Genomic DNA, 19035 nt, shown 5'->3' on the forward strand with positions numbered 1-19035 from the left:
AAGATCTCAAAAAGCGACTCGTTTCAGCGCTTAAACGAGTCGCCACCGATGCCCACACACTTGCTTCATACTTTCGGTTGCCGGACACGAGATACGTAATCACCAATTAGAGATCGTGTCGGGATGTCAAATGAAAAGACCATAGCTTCATAGTCCGACTCGCCGTCGATCTGCACCGGCGGCGAGCCGCCGAAGGTACCCGAGCCCGGGCCCAAACCAAAAGACCAGGTCAACCTCACCGATGCCGAGTCGCGCGTCATACCCACCACCGGCGGCGGCTTCGAGCAAGCCTATAACGCACAAGCCGGGGTCGATACGGCAACGCATCTCATCGTTGAGCAGCACGCCACCGACCACACCAATGACAAGCAGGAGATCGCCCCGGCCCTGGAGCGTCTCGATGCCCTGCCCGAAGTCCTGAGCGCGGTCGATGCCCTGTTGTCCGACACCGGCGATCACAGCCAAGACAAGCTCGAGCGCTGCGAGGCCGCCGGTGCCGAACCGTACATCGCCGAGGCGCGCCAGCGGCACAACCCGCCGCTGGCCGAGCGGCTTGCCGACGACCCACCGATCAGCCCACAGCGGCCGCGCTCAATGCGCACCGGCCGCGCACGCGCGCGGGCAAGGCCCGCTACGCCCAGCGCAAGTCCACGGTCGAAACCATCTTCGGCATCATCAAGCACGTGCAGGGCTTCCGGCAGTTCCTGCTGCACGGCCTCAATGCCGTGCAGGGTGAGTGGGCGCTAAAGCGTTACGTGTATTTATTACGCAGCAGAACACGGCCGAGACCGAATCCTGAATCCAAGTCGGACTGGCTCCTAAAGAGCAGGTTGGCAAAGGCACCTGGGCTACAGCGAGCGTCCCATCATCAGTGCATCCTCGCGCCGGGATGGATCACCCCCGGCGCTGGGATAGTAGCCCCTGCGGACACCGATCTCGTCGAAGCCCTCGCTGCGATAGAGGGCGATGGCGCCGGCGTTGGAGGCACGCACCTCCAGGAAGGCCGAATCCGCCCGCTGGCGGCGCGCCAGGGCCAGCAGGCGGCGCAGCATGCGCCGGCCGATGCCGAGGCGCTGGAACAGTGGATGGATACAGAGGTTCAGCAGGTGGCACTCGCCGGCGGCGACGGACATGATGCCGTGGCCCACGACCATGTTCCGCGTTTCCGCCACCAGACAGCAGTAGCGCACCCGCAGGCAGTCGCGGAAGATGTCCTCGGACCACGGTGCCGTGTAACTGGCGTTCTCGCAGTCGAGCACCGCCGGCAGATCGTCTGCGCGCATGGCGCGCAGCGCGACGGACATGTCTGTGGGGACGGCAACCATGGCCGCTTCATACCGACCTCGGTGCGAAAAAGCAAAAGGGCCAGAATCCGCTGATCCCACCATCGCCGCCCGCCGATGGCTGGGAGCCGCATCCGTGCCACGCCGCTGAGGACGACGCGCGCGGGGTCTGCAGAGCGGTACGTCAATGCTCTGTATGGAGCCATTTGGCGCTTGGCTGACCCGGATCAGCCCCTGCTGCGATTATCGCCGGCCCTTGGACTTGGATCAGTCGCCACCGCGGCCGTTACGGATATAGTCGACGGCAATGGCACGGTCAGGGACCGGCGCCGCATCCGCCGCGGCGCGTCCTCCTCCGCCCCGAGCCCGTCCCCCGACGCAGCAACCTTTGCAGCCACCCTCAATCGCGGGAAGTATCCATGTCGCAGCAGCAAATGGTCACCCTCGACGGCAACGAAGCCGCCGCCTATGTCGCCCACATGACCAACGAGGTCATCGCCATCTACCCCATCACGCCGGCCTCGCCGATGGGCGAGTGGTCGGATGAATGGTCGTCGCTGGGCATCAAGAACCTCTGGGGTACGGTGCCCGACGTCATCGAGATGCAGAGCGAGGCCGGCGCCGTTGCTTCGCTGCACGGTGCGCTGCAGGGCGGTTCCCTGTCGACGACCTTCACGGCATCCCAGGGCCTGCTGCTGATGATCCCGACCATGTACAAGGTCGCCGGCGAGCTGACGCCGACGGTACTGCATGTGTCGGCGCGCTCGCTGGCGGCCCAGGCCCTGTCGATCTTCGGCGATCACTCCGACGTCATGGCCTGTCGCGCCACCGGTTATGCCATGTTCTGCTCGGCGTCCGTCCAGGAGATCATGGACTTCGCGCTGATCTCCCAGGCGGCGACGCTCGAGAGCCGGGTACCCTTCCTGCACTTCTTCGATGGCTTCCGCTCCTCGCACGAGGTCAACAAGATCGACAAGCTGCCGGTGGAGACCATCCGCGCGATGATCGACGAGGCGCTGATCCAGGCCCACCGCGAGCGGGCCATGAACCCGGACCATCCCATCATCCGCGGCACCTCCCAGAACCCGGATGTCTACTTCCAGGGCCGGGAGACCGTGAACCCCTTCTACGCCGCCCTGCCGGATATCCTGCAGGCGCAGATGGACAAGCTCGCGCAGCTCACCGGCAGGCACTACAAGCTCTTCGAGTATGTGGGCGCGCCGGATGCCGAGCGCGTGATCGTGCTGATGGGCTCGGGCATCGGCGCCGCCGAGGAAGCCGTCCGGCACCTCGCCGACCACGGCGAGCGGGTGGGTCTCATCAAGGTGCGGCTGTTCCGGCCCTTCAGCCCGCAGCACCTGCTGGCCGCCCTGCCCGTCACCACCCAGAAGATCGCCGTGCTGGACCGCTGCAAAGAGCCCGGCGCCAACGGCGAGCCGCTGTATCAGGACGTGGTCACCGGCCTGGCCGAGGCCGTCGCCGAGGGCACCATGGCGACCATGCCGCGGGTGGTGGGCGGCCGTTACGGCTTGTCGTCCAAAGAGTTCACGCCGGCCATGGTCAAGGCCATCTTCGACGAGCTGGCCAACGACAAGCCGAAGAACAAGTTCACCATCGGCATCATCGACGACCTGAGTCACACCAGTCTGGCATGGGACCCGACCTTCAAGCCGGAGGCCACCGAGGGGGTGACCGAATGCGTGTTCTACGGCTTGGGGTCAGACGGCACCGTGTCCGCCAACAAGAACAGCATCAAGATCATCAGTGAGGAGACGCCGAACTTCGGCCAGGGCTACTTCGAGTACGACTCCAAGAAGGCCGGCGCCGTTACGGTCTCGCACCTGCGCTTCGGCCCCAAGCCCATCAACAGCACCTATCTCATCGGCGACAACGAGGCGAGCTTCGTCGCCTGTCACCAGCCGACCTTCCTGACCCGCTACGAGATGCTGGATAAGGCCAAGCAGGGCGCGACCTTCCTGCTCAACTCGGCGACCCCGCCGGAGCAGGTGTGGGACGATCTGCCGCAGTCCATGCAGCAGCAGATCATCGACAAGGGGATCAGCGTCTACGTCATCGACGCCTACGACATCGCCGAGAAGACCGGCATGGGCAGGCGCATCAACACCATCATGCAAACCTGCTTCTTCGCCATCTCCGGCATCCTGCCCAAGGACGAGGCCATCGCGCATATCAAGGCGGCGGTGAAGAAGACGTACGGCAAGAAGGGCCAGAGGCTGCTGGAGCGCAACTATGCCGCCATCGACGCCGCCCTCGACGGCCTGCATCCGGTGCCGGTGCCGGGCCAGGTGAGCAGCAGCTTCGAGCGCCCGCCGGTGGTGCCCGCCAATGCGCCCGACTTCGTGCAGCGCGTCTCGGCCACCCTCATCGCCGGGCGCGGTAACGAACTGCCCGTGAGCCTGATGCCGCCGGATGGCACCTGGCCCACCGGTACCACCCAGTACGAGAAGCGCAATATCGCACTGGAGCTGCCCAAGTGGGAGGAGGACCTCTGCACCCAGTGTGGCAAATGCCCGCTGGTGTGCCCGCATGCGGCCATTCGTGCCAAGATCTTCCCCGCCGAGATGGCCGAGCATGCCCCCGGCGACTTCCAGCACGCCAAGGTCAAGGGCAAGGATTTTCCGGCGGACTACCGCATCAGCTATCAGATCGCGCCGGACGACTGCACCGGCTGCGGGCTGTGCGTGGAGGTCTGTCCCATCCGCGACCGCAAGGATCCCAAGCGCAAGGCGCTCAACATGCTGCCCGCCGAAGCGCGCCACGACATCGAGCAGCCGAACTGGGACTTCTTCTTGGGCCTGCCGGAGTACGACCGCACCAAGCTCGACGGGCATAAGATCAAGCATGCCATGATGATGCAGCCCCTGTTCGAGTTCTCGGGGGCCTGCGTCGGCTGCGGTGAGACGCCTTACGTCAAGCTCGCCACCCAGCTCTTCGGCGACCGCATGTTGATCGGCAATGCCACCGGCTGCTCCAGCATCTACGGTGGCAACCTGCCCACCACGCCCTACACCACCAACCCCGAGGGCCGCGGCCCCACCTGGAACAATTCCCTGTTCGAAGACACCGCGGAATTCGGCCTTGGCCTGCGCCTGGCCGTGGATGCCCAGAATCAGCAGGCGCGGGCGCTGGTGACCCTGCTCGCGGACCAGATCGGCACGGATCTCGCCGACGGTCTGCTCAATGCCGATCAGTCCAGCGAGGCGGGGATTTTCGAGCAGCGCCAGCGCGTCGGTGCACTGAAGGAGAAGCTCAAGTCCATCAAGGCGCCGGAGGCGGGCAACCTGGCCAGCGTCTGCGAGCAGTTGGTCAAGCGCAGCGTCTGGATCGTCGGCGGCGACGGCTGGGCCTACGACATCGGCTACGGCGGTGTCGACCACGTGCTCTCCACCGGCCGCGACGTCAACCTACTGGTGCTCGACACCGAGGTCTACTCCAACACCGGCGGGCAGAAGTCCAAGGCGACGCCCATGGGCGCCGTGGCCAAGTTCGCCGCCGGCGGCAAGCCGACGTTCAAGAAAGACCTGGCGATGATGGCCATGGCCTACGAGAACGTCTATGTCGCGCAGATCGCCTTCGGCGCCAAGGACGTGCAGACGGTGCGCGCCTTCCTGGAGGCGGAGTCCTATCCGGGGCCCTCCGTGCTCATCTGCTATTCGCCCTGCATCGCCCACGGCGTGGACATGTCGAACAACCTGCGCCAGCAGGACATGGCCGTGAACTCCGGTCACTGGCCGCTGTTCCGCTACGATCCGCGCAAGATCGACGCCGGCGAGAACCCGCTGCACATGGACAGCAAGCCGCCGAGCATCCCCTACCGGGATTATCTGGCCAGCGAGACCCGCTTCAGCGTGCTGAACCGCACCCACCCGGACGATGCCGAGCGCTTCCTGAAGCTCGCGCAGAAGCACGTGGAGAGTAAGTACTCGCTCTACGAGCAGCTGGCGCATCTGGCGTGGCAGAAGGCGGAGAAGCCGGTGACGAGCGGCGACTGACGAGGCGCGCGCAGCGACGGGTTGCCGACCCGTCGCTCCACGACTCGACCCGCGACCTTCGGTAAGCGATTCTCGAACCCCGACCCTGGAGCCCCCATGGATCTCACGACCAACTACCTCGGTCTCGACCTCAAGAACCCCATCGTCCCGTCGGCGTCGCCGCTGTCGAAGAGCGTCGACCAGAGCAAGCAGCTGGAGGACGCCGGCGCCGCGGCCATCATCATGTACTCCCTGTTCGAGGAGGCCATCACCGCCGACACCGAGACCATGAGCCGCTTCCTGCACCACCAGGACACGGGCTTCGCGGAGATCGGCGAGAGCATGCTGCCGGACTGGCAGGACTTCAGCACCGGCACCGAGCCCTACCTGGAGAATCTGCGCGCGCTGAAGGAGGCGCTGGACATCCCCGTCATCGCCAGCCTGAACGGCGTCACACCGTCGGGCTGGGTGGAGCATGGACGCGAGCTGCAGGCGGCGGGTGCCGATGCGCTGGAGCTCAATGTCTACTATGTCGCCGCCGACATCGACCAGCCGGGTCATGTGGTCGAGGAGCGCTATCTGGAGATCCTGCGCACGCTCAAGAACAGCATCTCGATTCCGATCAACATGAAGCTCTCGCCGAGCTTCAGCTCCGTCGGCAACATGGTGCAGCGGATGGCCGCCGCCGGCGCCGACGGCGTGGCGCTGTTCAATCGCTTCTACCAGCCCGACATCAACATCGACAGCCTGCGCCTGCAGCCGAGCCTGCACCCCTCCAGCTCGGCCGAGGCGCTGCTCGCCATGCGCTGGATCGCGATCCTCTACGGGCGCATCGACAACCTGTCCCTCGGCGCCACCGGCGGCATCCACACCGCTGACGACGCCATCAAGCTGCTCCTCGCAGGTGCCGATGTGGTGCACCTGTGCAGCACACTGCTCAAGCACGGCGCCGGGCAGACGGCGGTCATTCTCAAGGGCATCGAGCAGTGGATGGAGGAGCAGGGCTTCGAATCGGTTGCGGATGTGCGCGGGCGGGTCAGCGCGCTGGCGGTGCCCAATCCGGCGGAGTTCGAGCGCGCCAACTACGTCAATATCATCGACAGTTACAGCTTTTCGCCCGGCGTGATGGTTTGAGGGGCGCGGCAGGACCGAGGCTTGGGCGGCATGAGCCGCCCCACGCGCGGGCCGGCGCTCAGCCGCCCTCGCAGGACGGCAGCGGACCTGCGCAGTCGCCGCCGCGGCGGCAGAAATCGAAGCAGGTGACGAGCCGGCCCTCGAAGGTGGCATCCACGCTGAAGTCCGAGCCGTCGTTGTGCACATCGAAGCCGGGCTGTGTCACCGGCGACTGACCCACGATCTGGATGATGTCCGCCGGGAACTGGACATCGAGCCTGACGCGCATGGGGTAGTAGCCATCGAGGAAGCGACGCATATAGGGGCCATTGCGCAGCCGATAGTGACCGTCGCCCAACTCTCGTAGGGCCCGGCTTTCGGCGCGGATACAGAGCACGGCGTCCCGACCCACGTCTTCGAGCTGCACGCTGTGACCCTCCACCCAGGCGCGGGCGATGTTGCGGCTGGATTCGATGGTGAGATCGCGGATGCCGCCGGCGCGGAACACGATCTGCGCCGCGGGCACGGCGTCGATGTTCTCATGGCACTGCTCCAGCGCCACCCAGCCGCCGTCGAGGCTGTCTTCGGTGATGCGGATTCGGTTCAAGTGCGCGTGCTCGCCGTCGGTGTCGGCGGCTGGCAGAAAGCGCAGCTCGCCGTCACTCACCGCCGCCACCTGCTCCATCAGATCGGGCCCATCGGCCCAGTCGGGCCAGTCGTCGTCCGTGTCGGCGACGCCGGGTGAGACCACCGCCCACTGCAGCAAAAACAACAGGAGCGCCGCACGCGGCAGAGACAAGGGTGCGTATCGCTGAACCATGGTTCCCCCTGGGTTGGAATCGAGGTTGGTGGCCGGCGCCCCCCGACGCTTGGCAGGGCGGCACCGGCGCGCGTTCAAGTGGGCTGGCCGCCCTGATACAGACACGGATACAGACACGGATACAGACAAGGATACAGACACAGACACGAGTGAGCGGTCCGCATGCGATTGCCGTTGCATACCACCACGCTCAGCGCCCCTGCTTGCGGGGACAGCGCTTGCAGCGCTTGTCCTTCTTGTATTTCTCGCAGCATTTATCCTTCTTTTTGCCCATGGACGGGGTACCGGCTGAGGTTGTGGCCGCGCAGACCGGCGCAACGTCCGCCGGCGGCGACGGCTGGGACCGGGTGCCCGCTTCAGGCCCCGGCGTCGGCGCTGTCCGCCTGGCCCATGGTCTTGGCAGCGGCGCCGAGCTCGTTGTCGATCAGCAGCAGGCCCTGACCCTTGTCGCCGAAGCGTTGCAAGCGGCCGATGATATCTTTGACCGTCGCCTCCTCCTCGATTTGCTCCGTGACGAACCATTGCAGGAAAATGTTGGTGGCATGGTCCTTCTCCGAGAGGGCCTGATCCACCAGGTCGTTGATGGCCGATGTCACCTCGCGTTCGTGGGCGAGGGTGCCTTCGAACATGGCGAGCACGCCATCGGGCGCCGGCGGCGGCGCCGCGACCGCCGTCAGTGCCACCGCGGCGTCCTGATCGAGCAGGTAACGGTACATCTTCAGGGCGTGCGACATTTCTTCGGTGTGCTTGGCCATGAACCAGGCTGCGGTACCCTTGAGGTTGGCGCGCTCAGAATGGGCAGACAGCGCCAGGTACAGGTAGGCGGAATACAGCTCGCGGTTGATCTGTTCGTTCATTCGCATGCGCATGGCGTCGGAAATCATAGCAACAGCTCCTCGGGCGGATCAGGACGTTGGGGATCGGTACTTCGCGGGGTGGGGGCGGTGGCGGCGACGCCGAATCGCGCAATGCGGGGAACCGGCTGCGGCGAGCTCGATGCAGCACACCGGCATGCCCGATAATCTTGACCGTATCATGACGGTTTTCAAGCCGGCGTCCATTCCCAGAAACCACTCAGCGCCACCACCAACACACGTTAAGCATGCTCCATGCCATGATCACGATTGCGCACAGAGGTAAAGTCCGCCACGGCGTCTCGAGCGCTTGTGCGGCGGCCACACCGGCGGGCGGCGGGCGCATGGCGCAGCTGCGCCAACGCCTCGGTGCGCCGGCGTGAGGCGCCGGCACCGAGCGCGCAGGCGGGCGGCGGTACTTGGCAACGCACAATAAAGACGATGGGACGCGGGCGCAGCGTTCGCTGACGGTCGCCGTCGCCGGCGCCAGCGGTTTCATCGGCACCGCGCTCCTACCCCAGCTCGCCGCCCGGCATGCGGTGCTGGCACTGACCCGCTCGCCGGCGCGTGCGGCCACACCCGCGGTGCAGGCGAACGTGCGCTGGCGGCATTGTGATCTGTTTTCCGCACCGGACGTCAGCGCGGCTCTGGCCGGCGTGGATACCGCCGTCTACCTGGTGCACTCCCTCGCGCCGTCGTCCCGGCTGACCCAGGCCCACCCCCGCGACATGGATCTGGTGCTGGCGGACAACTTCGCCCGCGCGGCGGCGGCCAACGGCCTGCGGCAAATCGTTTTCGTCAGCGGCGTCATGCCGCAGAGCTTTCGCTTCTCGCCGCGGCTGTGGAGCCGGCGCGAGGTGGAGATGGTGCTGGGCGCCCACGGCACACCCGTCACAGCGCTGCGGGCGAGTCTGGTGGTGGGCGCAGGCGGCACCGGCCCGCAACTGCTGCTGGACTTGGTGCGCCGGCTGCCGGTGCTCGCCCTGCCGGCGTCGGCCCGCTCCGTCACCCGACCCATCGCGGTGCAGGATCTGGTGCGCGCCATCCTCTACTGCCTGGGCCGCCCCGAGACCTTTGCCGGCCCCTTGGATATCGGCGGCGCCGACGTGCTGAGCTACGAGCAGATGCTGCGGGAGACGGCGCGCGTGCTCGGACTGCGGCGGTGGATCGTGCGGGTGCCGCTGCTTCCGAACAGCATCGCCGCCGCCACCGCGCGGCTGGTCAGCGATGCACCGCCGCCGATGGTGGGTGGCGTGGTGGAGAGCCTGCCCCAGGACACCGTGATGCGGGACAACGCGCTACAGCGGGCGATCGCCCCGCATGCGATGGGCTTCGCCGAGGCCCTGCGGGCGAGCCTGGAGCCGCATACCGGGCGCCTCAAGCCGAACCCGCGCACGCGGATTCGCATGCGGGACACCGATGTCATGCGCGAGCAATCCCTGGTGCGCTCCATTCAGCGCGTCCTGCTGCCGCCGGGGCAGGACGCAGCCTGGGTGGCCGGCAATTACTTCCGCTGGCTCGGCACGTGTTGCTGGCCACTGGTGCGGAGTCGGGTGGACGCGAGGGGTGATGTGGAGGTCTGGGTGCGCGTGCTGCCCATCAGGCTGCTGGCACTCACCCACCAGCCCGCCATCAGCACGACCGATCGGCAAGTGTATGCCATCAGCGGCGGCCTCCTCGCGCGGCCCGTGTCAGCGGGGCGTCCGCGCTTCGAGTTCCAGACGCTGCTGGCGGGGCGCTACACCATGACCGCCATCCACGACTACGCCCCCGCCCTGCCCTGGCGCCTTTACAGACTCACCCAGGCCGTCGGGCATATCCTGGTGATGCGCCGCTATCAGGCCCGACTCGCACGGCTCGCCCGCTGATCGCCGGGGCCTGCCCCCACCCCCAGCCCCCAGCACCCAGCACCGGCGATCGGTATGGCGCCGGCGTCAGCCGCGCTCCATCAAGACGCGCAGATCGAGCACCGCCGCGTTGGCGCGGGACATGTAGGAGGCCAACACCAGGGAGTGGTTGGCCAGCACGCCGAAGCCGTGACCGTTCAGCACAACCGGCGACCACTTGCGCACAGTGGCGTACTCGAGGTCGCGGATGATCTGTTGAATCGACACTTCCGCATTCTTGGCCTGCAGCACCGGGGCGAAGTCGGTGGCAATGGCCTTCATCATGTGCAGCAGGGCCCAGGAGTAACCCCGCGCCTCGAAGAAGACATCGTCGATCTCGGTCCAGGGCGTGCGCGCGGTGGCGCCCGCTGCAGGGGCCGCGGCTTGCCCATCCTGGCTCTCACGGTCGACGCCCGCACCGCTCAGCGCGGCGGTGAGCTCGGCGTCGCCGACGCTCGCCGACAGCCGCTGCCCATAGCTGCCGAGGCGCTTCTCGACCACCTGCAGGTAAGACGCGAGGTTGTCGGCGCGGACGTAGAAGCTGGCCTGTCGACTGCCCGCAATCAAGCCGTCCAGGTAGCGTTGCAGCGCCATGATGCCTTGCTCGTACTCTTGCTCGGCGGACGGCAGGAACCAGGCCTCGGCGTCGAAGTTGAACTCCGAATCCGCCTTTTTCAGATCCTCGTTTTCGATGGATTGGGTCTGCGAGCGGCTGAAGTCGTTGCGCAGCGCGCGCACCGAGTCGCGTAACTCCGTCAGCACGCCGTACTCCCAGGATGGCATGTTGTCCATGATGACCCCCGGCGGGGTCATGTCGTTGTTCAGGTATCCGCCTGGCTTGTGCAGCAACGTGTCCGCCACTTGGATGGCCGTCGCCACGATGGCGGCGCCGGGCACCGGGCTCGCGTCGGCTCCGATGCGCGCCTGCATGGTTTCCTGCACATCGAACTTGGCCGGCTGAAACGACCACCAGGTGCCGAGTCCGACGATGCCGACGATGATCAGTGCAATGGCAATGCTGCCCCAGCGCAGGGCACCGCCGGGCGCGCCTGCGCCCGCCGCCGCCTTGGTCTGCGGCTCGGCGGCGTCGTCCGGTTGTGATTCTGCCGCCGCCGGCGCACGCTCGTCGGCGCGCAGGATTCGATCGACGTCACTCAGGGGTCCTCTGGCCATGTCTGTTACCTCTTGGACTCGCGATAAAGCGGCGGTTGCGCAGTTGGCCGTCCACTGTACCAGAGCGACAGGGCGAGCGACGACGGGGCCGCTTCAGGCGCGATGCCGGGCGCCCTCGAGACGGACTCGGGTCGGCGCGGTGGACGGTGCGTTGGCGAGATCACACCCTATCTTAATTTCCGCACGCTCGCTAGGCTTGAAGGTGGGCGCACGTGGCGTCCAACGGCGGTGATTGCAAGCACATGGGGCCTTACTTCGGCTACGGCTGATCGCCACTGGTCCGGGATTTTGGCAGACTTCGGTAAACCGTGATGGTTGCGCGGCCAACATCCGGATTGCACACATCGATTAATCCGAATATTGTGCGTTGCCCGTGGAAATCGCGCAGCCTCCGAACCATTATCGGCCGGCGCATCTTCTTTCAGAGCTCATGACGGCGACCGACCTTGGCTGCTACCAGAAACTCCTCCACTGCCACCAACCCAGGGCGTTGGACCGCGCGACTGGTGCTGTTCGCGCTGGTTTGGCTGCTGCTCGCAGGCACCGACCCCGTCTCCTGGATCATCGGCATACCGTCGGTGCTGCTCGCCACGTTCGCCGCCGCCCGGCTGTCCACCCGGGTGGGCACAGATCCGAGCCCGCTGCGGCTGGTGGCCTTCGTGCCCTTTTTCGTCTGGGAATCCGTTCTCGGTGGCGTCGACGTGGCACGACGGGTGCTCTCGCCCCGGCTGCGCATCGACCCGGCCCTGATCAGTTACCGCCCGCGCCTGCAGGGCGCCACCGCCAGGGTGGTCTTCCTCGATACCACCAGCCTGCTGCCGGGCACCCTCTCCGCCGACATCCGACATGGCATCATTCAGGTGCATGCGCTGGACGGTGAGGCCTCCGTGGTCACGGGGCTCGAGCGGCTGGAGGAGCGCGTCGCGCAACTCTTCGGCGAGACCTTCACCGGCCCCGCGCAGGTCACCGTAACCAGCTGCGAGGGTGACGACGCCCTGGCACTGGCACGACGTGCCGAGGCCACCGCTGCGGCGGCCGCAACAACGGAGCAAGGCGATGCCTGAATTCCTGCTCGTCATGGCGCTGGTGCTGCTGCTGACCATGTCCGCCGGGCTGGTGCGGGTCGTGATCGGGCCCACCCCGGCGGACCGGATGATGGCGGCGCAGCTGCTCGGAACCTCGGGCATTGCCGTGCTGTTGCTGCTGGGGCTGGCGCTGGAGGTGCCGGCGCTCTTGGACGTGGCCCTGATTTTCGCGCTGCTGGCCGCGGTGTCGGTGGCGGCCTTCACCCGTCGCCGCGCCGGCGCTGATCAGGCCTGAGCCCACCATCAGCCCCACCGGATGCGGCCCAGCCGGGCCTCCCGACCACCGCCAAGCTGCCCCTCGACGCCGCCATCATGTCAACGGAAACCATCCTGCACCTGAGCGCCGCTGTCTGCGTGACCCTGGGCGCGACCTTCTTTCTCGCCGGTACCATCGGTCTGCTGCGCCTGCCGGACTTGTTCAGCCGTCTGCACGCGCTCACCAAGGCCGATAATCTGGGGCTCGGGCTGGTCATGCTCGGGCTGATTCTCTACCAGCCGGATCTGTTCTATGCGGTGAAGCTGATCCTGTTGTGGGTGGTCGTGATGGTCTCCGGTGCCACCGGCGCGCACCTGATCGCCAAGCGCGCACTGCGCGGTGACGGCGAGGACATGACATGAGCCAATCGACCCTGCTGATCGTCTTCGACGGCGTGCTGCTGGTGACCCTGCTCGCGCTCGCCGCCGCCGCCGTCCTGAGCCCGGAGCCGCGGCGGGCGGTGATGCTGTTCATCGCCTTCGGGCTCTGGCTGGCGCTCATTTGGGCGCGGCTGCAAGCGCCCGACGTGGCCCTGGCCGAAGCGGCCATCGGCGCTGGACTCGGCGGCGCGCTGATGCTGGCGGCGGCCCGCCGCGCGGCGAGGTCTGCAGCCAGCCCCGACCGCGAGAGGCAGCCATGAGCGCAGACCCGGGCGCCGCGCGCAGGCGCGATCTGAGCCTGCTGCTGGCGGTGCTGCTCGCGCTGCTCGGTGTGGCGCTCACCATCATCTATTTCATGGCGCTGCAGGCCGGCGCCGCGCCGCGGCTGGCGGATCTCGCCTACGCGCGCCTGCCGGGCACCGGGGTGCAGAACCCGGTGACCGCCGTCCTGCTGAACTATCGCGCCTACGACACACTGATGGAGCTGGCGGTGCTGCTGGCGGCGCTGCTCGGCATCTGGTCGCTGGGACCGGCGGCGCCGGGCTTCCAGCGCTCGGGTGCGGTGCTGGCCGGCATGGTGTCCTGGATCGTGCCGCTGCTCATCGTCACCGGCGGCTACCTGCTCTGGGTGGGCGGCTACGCCCCCGGTGGCGCCTTCCAGGCGGGTGCCCTGCTCGGCGCCGCCGGCGTCATCGTGCGCCTGGCCGGCGATCCGCGGGCGGGCCTGCCCGCCGAGGCCGCCCAGCGCTGGCTGCTGGTGCTCGGTGTGCTGGTATTCACGCTGGTGGGCCTCGGGCTGATGGTGTTCGGCGCCGGCTTCCTGACCTACCCACCCAAGCTCGCCAAGTGGCTCATCCTGGCCATCGAGATGGCCGCCACCGTCGCCATCGCCGTGGCACTGGCGGCGGCCTATGTGGGCGGGCGTCCGCCGGGCCCGGAGGCCCGGCCCACCGCAGCGGACGAGGACGCAGAACCTCAACCCCCGGCATCCAGTCCCCGACCCCCAGTCCCCGGCCGCTAGGATCTTGTCTCTATGTTGACTGCACAGTTCCTCTACGGCGGCGCCGGCTTGGCGCTCTTTGTGCTTGGGCTCTGGTCCTTCCTGGTGCACGAGCCGCTGCTGCGTAAGATCATCGCCCTCAACATCACCGGCGCCGGCGTCTTCCACGTGCTCATCGCCATCGCCTATCGCGGTGACGCCGCGCCCCCCGACCCGGTGCCCCACGCCCTGGTGCTGACGGGCATCGTCGTCGCGGTGAGCGCCACCGCCCTGGCGCTCATGCTGGGTGCGCGCCTGCAGGATGCAGAAGATGAAGACCGATCCCGATGAGTGATCCCCTGATGACGGCCCCTCTGGTGCTTTGCATCGCGCTGCCGCTGCTGGGCGCACTGTTGGTGACGGCGCTGCCGCGCTGGTCGGTGTCCCTGGGCATTGTCTCGGCGCTGGCCACCGCCGGAGCCGCGGTGGCGCTCACCGCCGCCGTCTGGCAGCAGGGCACGCTGCATCTCATTCTGGGCGGCTGGGATGCGACGCTCGCCATCGCGCTGCACGCCGACGGCCTGGCCGCGGCCCTGATACTGATGGTCAATCTGGTGGGGCTCGGGATCAGCGTCTATGCCACCGACTACTTCCACGACCGATTACGGGTGGGCGCCTTCTGGCCATTGTGGCTGCTGCTATGGGCGGCCCTGAACGGACTCTTCCTCGCCGGCGATCTGTTCAATCTGTATGTGATGCTGGAACTGCTCGGCATCGCGGCGGCCGCGCTGGGGGCGCTCACCGGCAACCGCGATGCGGTGGCCGCCAACCTGCGCTACCTGCTGGTGGGGCTGCTCGGCAGCATCAGCTATCTGCTGGGCGTGGCCTTGCTCTACACCGCCCACGGCACCCTGGACCTGGGGCTGGTGGCGCAGCGTATCGCCGCGGCCCCCGAGCTGTTCGCCGTCGATGCGGCGGCCATGACGCTCATGGTGGCCGGGCTGGCGCTGAAAGCGGCGTTGTTCCCGCTGCACTTCTGGCTGCCGCCGGCGCACGCCAATGCCCCGGCGCCGGTGAGCGCGGCCCTCTCCGCGCTGGTGGTGAAGGCGGCTTTCTACCTCATTCTGCGGCTGTGGCTGGATCTGTTCTGGCCCATCACCGGCATGGCCGCGGCCATGCTGCTGGCGTCGCTGGGCGCCGTGGCCATCGTCTGGGGCTCCTGGCGGGCGCTGCGGGCGGAGCGCCTGAAGCTGCTCGCCGCTTACTCCACGGTGGCGCAGATCGGCTACCTGTTCCTGTTCCTGCCGCTGCTCACCGCAACGCCCCCCGGGCCCGCCCGGGACGATCTGCTGGCGGCGCTGCTGCTGATGGCCCTGACCCACGGCTTCGCCAAGGCCGGGTTCTTCCTGGCCGCCGGCTTGGTGCAGACCCATGCCGGTCACGATCGCATCGACGACCTCGGGGGCACCGCCCAGCGGCTGCCGGCGACGACCTTTGCCATCGCCATGGCGGGGTCGGCCCTCATCGGCCTGCCGCCGAGCGGCAGCTTCATCGGCAAGTGGCTGCTCATGCAGAGCGCCATCGCCACCGGCCAGTGGTGGTGGGTGGTCGTGGTCACCACCGGCAGCCTGCTGGCGTCGGCCTATGTGTTTCGGGTGCTGAGCCGGGCCTTCGGTCTGGAGCCGACGCCGGTGCGGTTCGTCACCGACGCCCGCGCCGAAGTACCGGCGCTGACCCTGGCCTTGGTTTCGGTGGCGGTGCTGGGGCTCGCCTCCGGCCCCTTGTGGAGACTCTTGGAGCTAGGTAGCGCGGGAGGCGGCGCATGAGCTGGGACTATGCCGCCTTACTGCCGGGGGCCATCGTGCTGAGCTCGCTGCTGCCCGGCGTGTTCATCTTCCTGCTGCAGGAGGAAAGTCACATCCTGCGCACGGTGCTGAACCTCATCGGCGCCGTGGCCAAGCTGGTGCTGGTGGCGCTGTTGATCTACGGCGTCTGGGCTGGGCAGGTGTTCGAGACCCGCATCGCCATCGCCCCGGGCCTGACCCTGGTGCTCAATGCCGATGCCCTGTCGGTGCTGTTCGTGACCCTGTCCACGGTGCTCTGGCTGGTCACCACCGTCTACGCCATCGGCTACCTGGAGCACTCCACCAACCGCTCGCGCTTCTTTGGCTTTTTCAGTCTCTGCGTGTCCGCCACCGTCGGCATCGCGCTGTCCGGCAACCTGCTCACCTTCGTCATCTTCTACGAGGTCCTGACGCTGGCGACCTATCCGCTGGTGGCCCACCGGGGGACGCCGGAGGCCACCCGCGGCGCCAAGATCTACCTCGCCTACACCCTCTCCGGCGGCCTGCTGCTGCTGGTGGGGGCGGTGTGGCTGCGCACCCTGACCGGGCCGGTGGACTTTCAGGAGGGTGGCGTCCTGGGCCACCTGTCGGCGGACGTGCACGGCCAGCTGGTGGTGATTTTCGCGCTCCTGCTGGCGGGCCTCGGCGTGAAAGCGGCGCTGGTGCCGCTGCACGGCTGGCTGCCGCAGTCCATGGTGGCGCCGGCGCCGGTGAGCTCGCTGTTGCACGCGGTGGCCGTGGTGAAGGCGGGCGCCTTCGGTATCGTGCGGGTGGTGTATGACGTCTACGGCGTTGAGCTCGCGTCCCAGCTCGGGCTGCTGGCGGTGCTGTCGGTGCTCGCGTCCTTCACCATCGTCTACGGCTCTGTCATGGCCATGACCCAGGACGGACTCAAAAAGCGCCTCGCCTACTCCACCGTCAGTCAGGTGTCGTACATCGCCCTGGGAACCTCACTGTTGGGGCCGGTGGCGACCATCGGCGGCCTGGTGCATCTGGTGCATCAGGGCATCATGAAGATCACGCTGTTCTTCTGCGCCGGCAACTACGCCGAGACCCTCGGCGTCGCCAACGTCAGCCAGATGGACGGCGTCGGCCGGCGCATGCCGCTGACGACCCTGGCCTTCACCGTCGGCGCGCTGGGCATGATCGGTATCCCGCCCATCGCCGGCTTCGTCAGCAAGTGGTATCTCGGTCTGGGCGGCGTGGAGGCGGGACAGCATTGGGTATTGCTGGTGCTGGCCAGCAGTACCCTGCTCAATGCCGCCTATTTTCTGCCCATCCTGTATCGGGCCTGGTTCCGTGCGCCGCCGGCGGCCTGGCCAAAGGAGCACCACTTCCATACCCGCTTCGAGACCATGGGCGCCCTGCTCTGGCCGCCGGTGATTACGGCGGTATTCTGCCTGCTGGCGGGCCTGCTGGCGGCGGCTCCCTTCAGTCCATTGGAGTGGGCACGGTTGATTGCGGAGCGGGAGTACGGGCTATGAGTATCGATGCGCGAGGCGCGAGGATCGGGGGGGACGCCACATGAGCGCTTGGTTGCTGCTGGCCGCTTGGGCTTGGCCCCTGTTGCTGGTGTTGCCGGCGTCTGGGGTGCGCTTCCGGCAGGACTGGCACACCGCATCGGAGGCCTCTCCCGCTTTGGATCCGCAACGCCACGCGCGCCATGCGGCCATCCCCTGGGCCGCCCTCGGCGCGCTGCCGGCGCTGGCGGCGGCGCTGCTGGTGCCGGTAGGTGGTACGCTGCCCCTGCCCTGGCTCTTTCTCGGCACCCATCTGGCGCTGGATGCGACGGCGCAGATCTATCTGGCATTCACGGCGCTGGTGTGGCTGGCGGCCGGCGTCTACGCGGCCTTCGGCGAGCGCGGCGGCCCGCCCGAGGCGCCGACGGCCCGCAGTGGACGCTTCGATGCGCTGTTCCTGCTGTCCATGGCGGGTAACTTCTGGCTCATCGTCGGCGCCGATCTGTTCAGCTTCTATGCCGGCTTCGCCATGATGGGCATCGCCGCCTACGGGCTGGTGGTGCACGACGGCAGCCCGTCCGCCCTCTGGGCCGGCAAGGTGTATCTGGTGATGGCGCTGCTGGGCGAGGTGGCGCTGTTCGCCGGACTGGTGATGCTGGTGAGCGAGGCCGGCACCACACAACCGACCCCAGCGGACCTCACCGGTCTCAATAACGCCGCCATCGCCCTGCTGCTCGGGGGACTCGGTGTGAAGGCCGGACTGGTACCGCTGCATCTGTGGCTGCCGCTGGCGCACCCGGCGGCACCGGTGCCGGCGAGCGCGGTGCTGAGCGGCACCATGATCAAAGTCGCGCTGCTGGGATGGCTGCGGTTCCTGCCGGTGGGCGAGCTGGCGCTGCCGGGCTGGGGGCACTGGCTGACGCTGGCCGGGCTCGCCACCATGACGCTGGCGTTGCCCATCGGCCTGGTGCAGCGCGACCCCAAGGTCATCCTGGCCTATTCCAGCATCGCCAAGATGGGGCTCATGATCACGGTGCTCGGGCTGGTGCTGGTGCAGCCGGCGCTGGCGCCGGTGGGCGTCGCCGGCATCGTTTTCTACGCCGCCCAGCACGGGCTCGCCAAGGGCGGGCTGTTCCTGGGGGTTGGTCTGCGCAAGCATGCGGGCGCCGCGGGCTCGATGACCCAGGCGCTGATCCTGGGCGTGCTGGTGTTCCTGGCACTGGCGCTGGCGGGGGCGCCGTTCACCAGCGGCGCCGCCGCCAAGTACGATCTGAAGCCGGTCCTGGACGCCGCCGAGTGGACCTGGATCGGCGCCGTGGTGGCGGTGACCGCCGTTGGCACCGCGCTGCTCATGGCCCGCTTCGTCTGGGTGACCTGGCGCCTGCCGCCCCATGCCGAGCCGCACTGGCTCTGGCCCGTCGCCGCCTGGGGCCTGCTTGCGGCACTGGTCGCGCTGTTTCCCTTCGCCATCGCCTTCGGTCAGCCTGCGGTCTGGCTCACCAATGCGCTGCCGGTGGGCATCGGCGTTGGGATCGCGGCGGCCGCGGCACTCATCGCCGCGCTGCAGCCGAAGCTGCTCGCCCCCTTCATCGGCCTGATCCCACCGGGCGACCTGTTGGCGCTGGTGATGCCGCTGCTACGGGCGCTGCGGCAGACCGGAGAGGTCTTCATCGCGGACCTGAAGCAGGTCTGGGGCCGTGTGCAGCATCGCGCGCTCCGCGCCTTCGAGCGGGTGTTCGGCAGCCCCGCGGGCGATGTGGAGCGGGGCCTGCGGCAGTGGCCGGTGGCCGGCGTGCTGTGGGTGGGGATCAGCGCCGTGCTGCTGCTCTTGCTGCTCGCCGCGCGGGCGCCGGGGGCCGGCTAGGGGCAGCCGTTGGTACCTACGGGCGGTTGCCGCGCCGGCGCCGCGC

The 19035-nt window shown here is 67.8% G+C and carries 16 protein-coding genes and 2 pseudogenes; 14 read left to right on the forward strand and 4 right to left on the reverse strand.

Annotation, left to right across the window (positions count from 1 at the left end):
• Positions 1 to 258 precede the first annotated feature (258 nt).
• Positions 259 to 468: pseudogene (locus tag QZ588_RS18145) on the forward strand (IS5/IS1182 family transposase); the annotation flags it as partial.
• 11 nt (positions 469 to 479) lie between these two features.
• Positions 480 to 692: pseudogene (locus tag QZ588_RS18150) on the forward strand (hypothetical protein); the annotation flags it as partial.
• Positions 693 to 848: 156 nt separating this feature from the next.
• On the opposite strand, the gene rimI reads toward QZ588_RS18150, so the two are convergent.
• A complete protein-coding gene (rimI, locus tag QZ588_RS14145; RefSeq protein ID WP_295543591.1) occupies positions 849 to 1325 on the reverse strand; it encodes a ribosomal protein S18-alanine N-acetyltransferase in 477 nt (158 codons plus the stop codon).
• A gap of 377 nt (positions 1326 to 1702) precedes the next feature.
• On the opposite strand from rimI, the gene nifJ reads away from it, so the two are divergent.
• Both nifJ and QZ588_RS14155 read left to right on the forward strand, forming a co-directional pair.
• Positions 1703 to 5296, forward strand: coding sequence for a pyruvate:ferredoxin (flavodoxin) oxidoreductase (nifJ, locus tag QZ588_RS14150; RefSeq protein ID WP_295543592.1), 3594 nt, complete (start codon positions 1703 to 1705; stop codon positions 5294 to 5296).
• A 96-nt stretch (positions 5297 to 5392) separates the two neighbouring features.
• Positions 5393 to 6409, forward strand: coding sequence for a dihydroorotate dehydrogenase-like protein (locus tag QZ588_RS14155; RefSeq protein WP_295543593.1), 1017 nt, complete (start codon positions 5393 to 5395; stop codon positions 6407 to 6409).
• 58 nt (positions 6410 to 6467) lie between these two features.
• On the opposite strand, the gene QZ588_RS14160 is transcribed toward QZ588_RS14155, so the two are convergent.
• Together QZ588_RS14160 and QZ588_RS14165 are read right to left on the reverse strand one after the other, a co-directional pair.
• Entirely contained in the window at positions 6468 to 7208 is a 741-nt protein-coding gene (locus QZ588_RS14160) for an alpha/beta hydrolase (protein ID WP_295543594.1), read from the reverse strand.
• Positions 7209 to 7564: 356 nt separating this feature from the next.
• Positions 7565 to 8092 (reverse strand): ferritin, encoded by a 528-nt coding sequence (locus tag QZ588_RS14165; protein WP_295543595.1) that lies wholly within the window; start codon positions 8090 to 8092, stop codon positions 7565 to 7567.
• Between the two features lie 389 nt (positions 8093 to 8481).
• On the opposite strand from QZ588_RS14165, the gene QZ588_RS14170 reads away from it, so the two are divergent.
• Positions 8482 to 9930 carry an NAD(P)H-binding protein gene (locus tag QZ588_RS14170; protein ID WP_295543596.1) on the forward strand — a complete coding sequence of 483 codons (1449 nt, stop codon included), beginning with the start codon at positions 8482 to 8484 and terminating at the stop codon, positions 9928 to 9930.
• 66 nt (positions 9931 to 9996) lie between these two features.
• On the opposite strand, the gene QZ588_RS14175 is transcribed toward QZ588_RS14170, so the two are convergent.
• Positions 9997 to 11121, reverse strand: coding sequence for a DUF2333 family protein (locus QZ588_RS14175; protein ID WP_295543597.1), 1125 nt, complete (start codon positions 11119 to 11121; stop codon positions 9997 to 9999).
• A gap of 446 nt (positions 11122 to 11567) precedes the next feature.
• Between QZ588_RS14175 and QZ588_RS14180 the strand changes: the two genes are divergently transcribed.
• The 9 genes from QZ588_RS14180 to QZ588_RS14220 all read left to right on the forward strand — a co-directional run bounded on the left by QZ588_RS14180 (position 11568) and on the right by QZ588_RS14220 (position 18989).
• Positions 11568 to 12185 (forward strand): Na+/H+ antiporter subunit E, encoded by a 618-nt coding sequence (locus QZ588_RS14180; RefSeq protein WP_295543598.1) that lies wholly within the window; start codon positions 11568 to 11570, stop codon positions 12183 to 12185.
• Entirely contained in the window at positions 12178 to 12441 is a 264-nt protein-coding gene (locus QZ588_RS14185; RefSeq protein WP_295543599.1) for a monovalent cation/H+ antiporter complex subunit F, read from the forward strand. Before QZ588_RS14180 ends, QZ588_RS14185 begins: the two co-directional genes overlap by 8 nt.
• A gap of 77 nt (positions 12442 to 12518) precedes the next feature.
• On the forward strand, positions 12519 to 12824 hold the full coding sequence (gene mnhG / locus QZ588_RS14190) for a monovalent cation/H(+) antiporter subunit G (RefSeq protein WP_295543600.1): 306 nt from the start codon (positions 12519 to 12521) through the stop codon (positions 12822 to 12824).
• Positions 12821 to 13102, forward strand: a complete 282-nt coding sequence (locus tag QZ588_RS14195) for a DUF4040 domain-containing protein (protein ID WP_295543601.1) — start codon at positions 12821 to 12823, stop codon at positions 13100 to 13102. The genes mnhG and QZ588_RS14195 overlap by 4 nt, the downstream gene beginning before the upstream one ends.
• Positions 13099 to 13863: an MnhB domain-containing protein gene (locus tag QZ588_RS14200; RefSeq protein WP_295543602.1), complete on the forward strand. Its 765-nt coding sequence runs from the start codon at positions 13099 to 13101 to the stop codon at positions 13861 to 13863. Before QZ588_RS14195 ends, QZ588_RS14200 begins: the two co-directional genes overlap by 4 nt.
• 12 nt (positions 13864 to 13875) lie before the next feature.
• Positions 13876 to 14172, forward strand: a complete 297-nt coding sequence (locus QZ588_RS14205; RefSeq protein ID WP_295543603.1) for an NADH-quinone oxidoreductase subunit K — start codon at positions 13876 to 13878, stop codon at positions 14170 to 14172.
• 11 nt (positions 14173 to 14183) lie between these two features.
• Entirely contained in the window at positions 14184 to 15647 is a 1464-nt protein-coding gene (locus tag QZ588_RS14210) for a proton-conducting transporter membrane subunit (RefSeq protein WP_295543604.1), read from the forward strand.
• Positions 15644 to 17149: a proton-conducting transporter membrane subunit gene (locus tag QZ588_RS14215; protein ID WP_295543605.1), complete on the forward strand. Its 1506-nt coding sequence runs from the start codon at positions 15644 to 15646 to the stop codon at positions 17147 to 17149. Before QZ588_RS14210 ends, QZ588_RS14215 begins: the two co-directional genes overlap by 4 nt.
• 40 nt (positions 17150 to 17189) lie before the next feature.
• Positions 17190 to 18989: a proton-conducting transporter membrane subunit gene (locus QZ588_RS14220; protein WP_295543606.1), complete on the forward strand. Its 1800-nt coding sequence runs from the start codon at positions 17190 to 17192 to the stop codon at positions 18987 to 18989.
• Positions 18990 to 19035: the final 46 nt, after the last annotated feature.

The organism is uncultured Thiohalocapsa sp. (assembly GCF_913062725.1).
Taxonomy (GTDB): domain Bacteria; phylum Pseudomonadota; class Gammaproteobacteria; order Chromatiales; family Chromatiaceae; genus Thiohalocapsa.

Excerpts from the sequence above, each read along its gene's own strand:
- rimI (WP_295543591.1), bottom strand. The coding sequence starts at position 1,325 with ATGGTTGCCGTCCCCACAGACATGTCCGTCGCGCTGCGCGCCATGCGC.
- nifJ (WP_295543592.1), top strand. The coding sequence starts at position 1,703 with ATGTCGCAGCAGCAAATGGTCACCCTCGACGGCAACGAAGCCGCCGCC.
- QZ588_RS14155 (WP_295543593.1), top strand. The coding sequence starts at position 5,393 with ATGGATCTCACGACCAACTACCTCGGTCTCGACCTCAAGAACCCCATC.
- QZ588_RS14160 (WP_295543594.1), bottom strand. The coding sequence starts at position 7,208 with ATGGTTCAGCGATACGCACCCTTGTCTCTGCCGCGTGCGGCGCTCCTG.
- QZ588_RS14165 (WP_295543595.1), bottom strand. The coding sequence starts at position 8,092 with ATGATTTCCGACGCCATGCGCATGCGAATGAACGAACAGATCAACCGC.
- QZ588_RS14175 (WP_295543597.1), bottom strand. The coding sequence starts at position 11,121 with ATGGCCAGAGGACCCCTGAGTGACGTCGATCGAATCCTGCGCGCCGAC.
- QZ588_RS14185 (WP_295543599.1), top strand. The coding sequence starts at position 12,178 with ATGCCTGAATTCCTGCTCGTCATGGCGCTGGTGCTGCTGCTGACCATG.
- mnhG (WP_295543600.1), top strand. The coding sequence starts at position 12,519 with ATGTCAACGGAAACCATCCTGCACCTGAGCGCCGCTGTCTGCGTGACC.
- QZ588_RS14195 (WP_295543601.1), top strand. The coding sequence starts at position 12,821 with ATGAGCCAATCGACCCTGCTGATCGTCTTCGACGGCGTGCTGCTGGTG.
- QZ588_RS14200 (WP_295543602.1), top strand. The coding sequence starts at position 13,099 with ATGAGCGCAGACCCGGGCGCCGCGCGCAGGCGCGATCTGAGCCTGCTG.
- QZ588_RS14205 (WP_295543603.1), top strand. The coding sequence starts at position 13,876 with ATGTTGACTGCACAGTTCCTCTACGGCGGCGCCGGCTTGGCGCTCTTT.
- QZ588_RS14210 (WP_295543604.1), top strand. The coding sequence starts at position 14,184 with ATGACGGCCCCTCTGGTGCTTTGCATCGCGCTGCCGCTGCTGGGCGCA.
- QZ588_RS14215 (WP_295543605.1), top strand. The coding sequence starts at position 15,644 with ATGAGCTGGGACTATGCCGCCTTACTGCCGGGGGCCATCGTGCTGAGC.
- QZ588_RS14220 (WP_295543606.1), top strand. The coding sequence starts at position 17,190 with ATGAGCGCTTGGTTGCTGCTGGCCGCTTGGGCTTGGCCCCTGTTGCTG.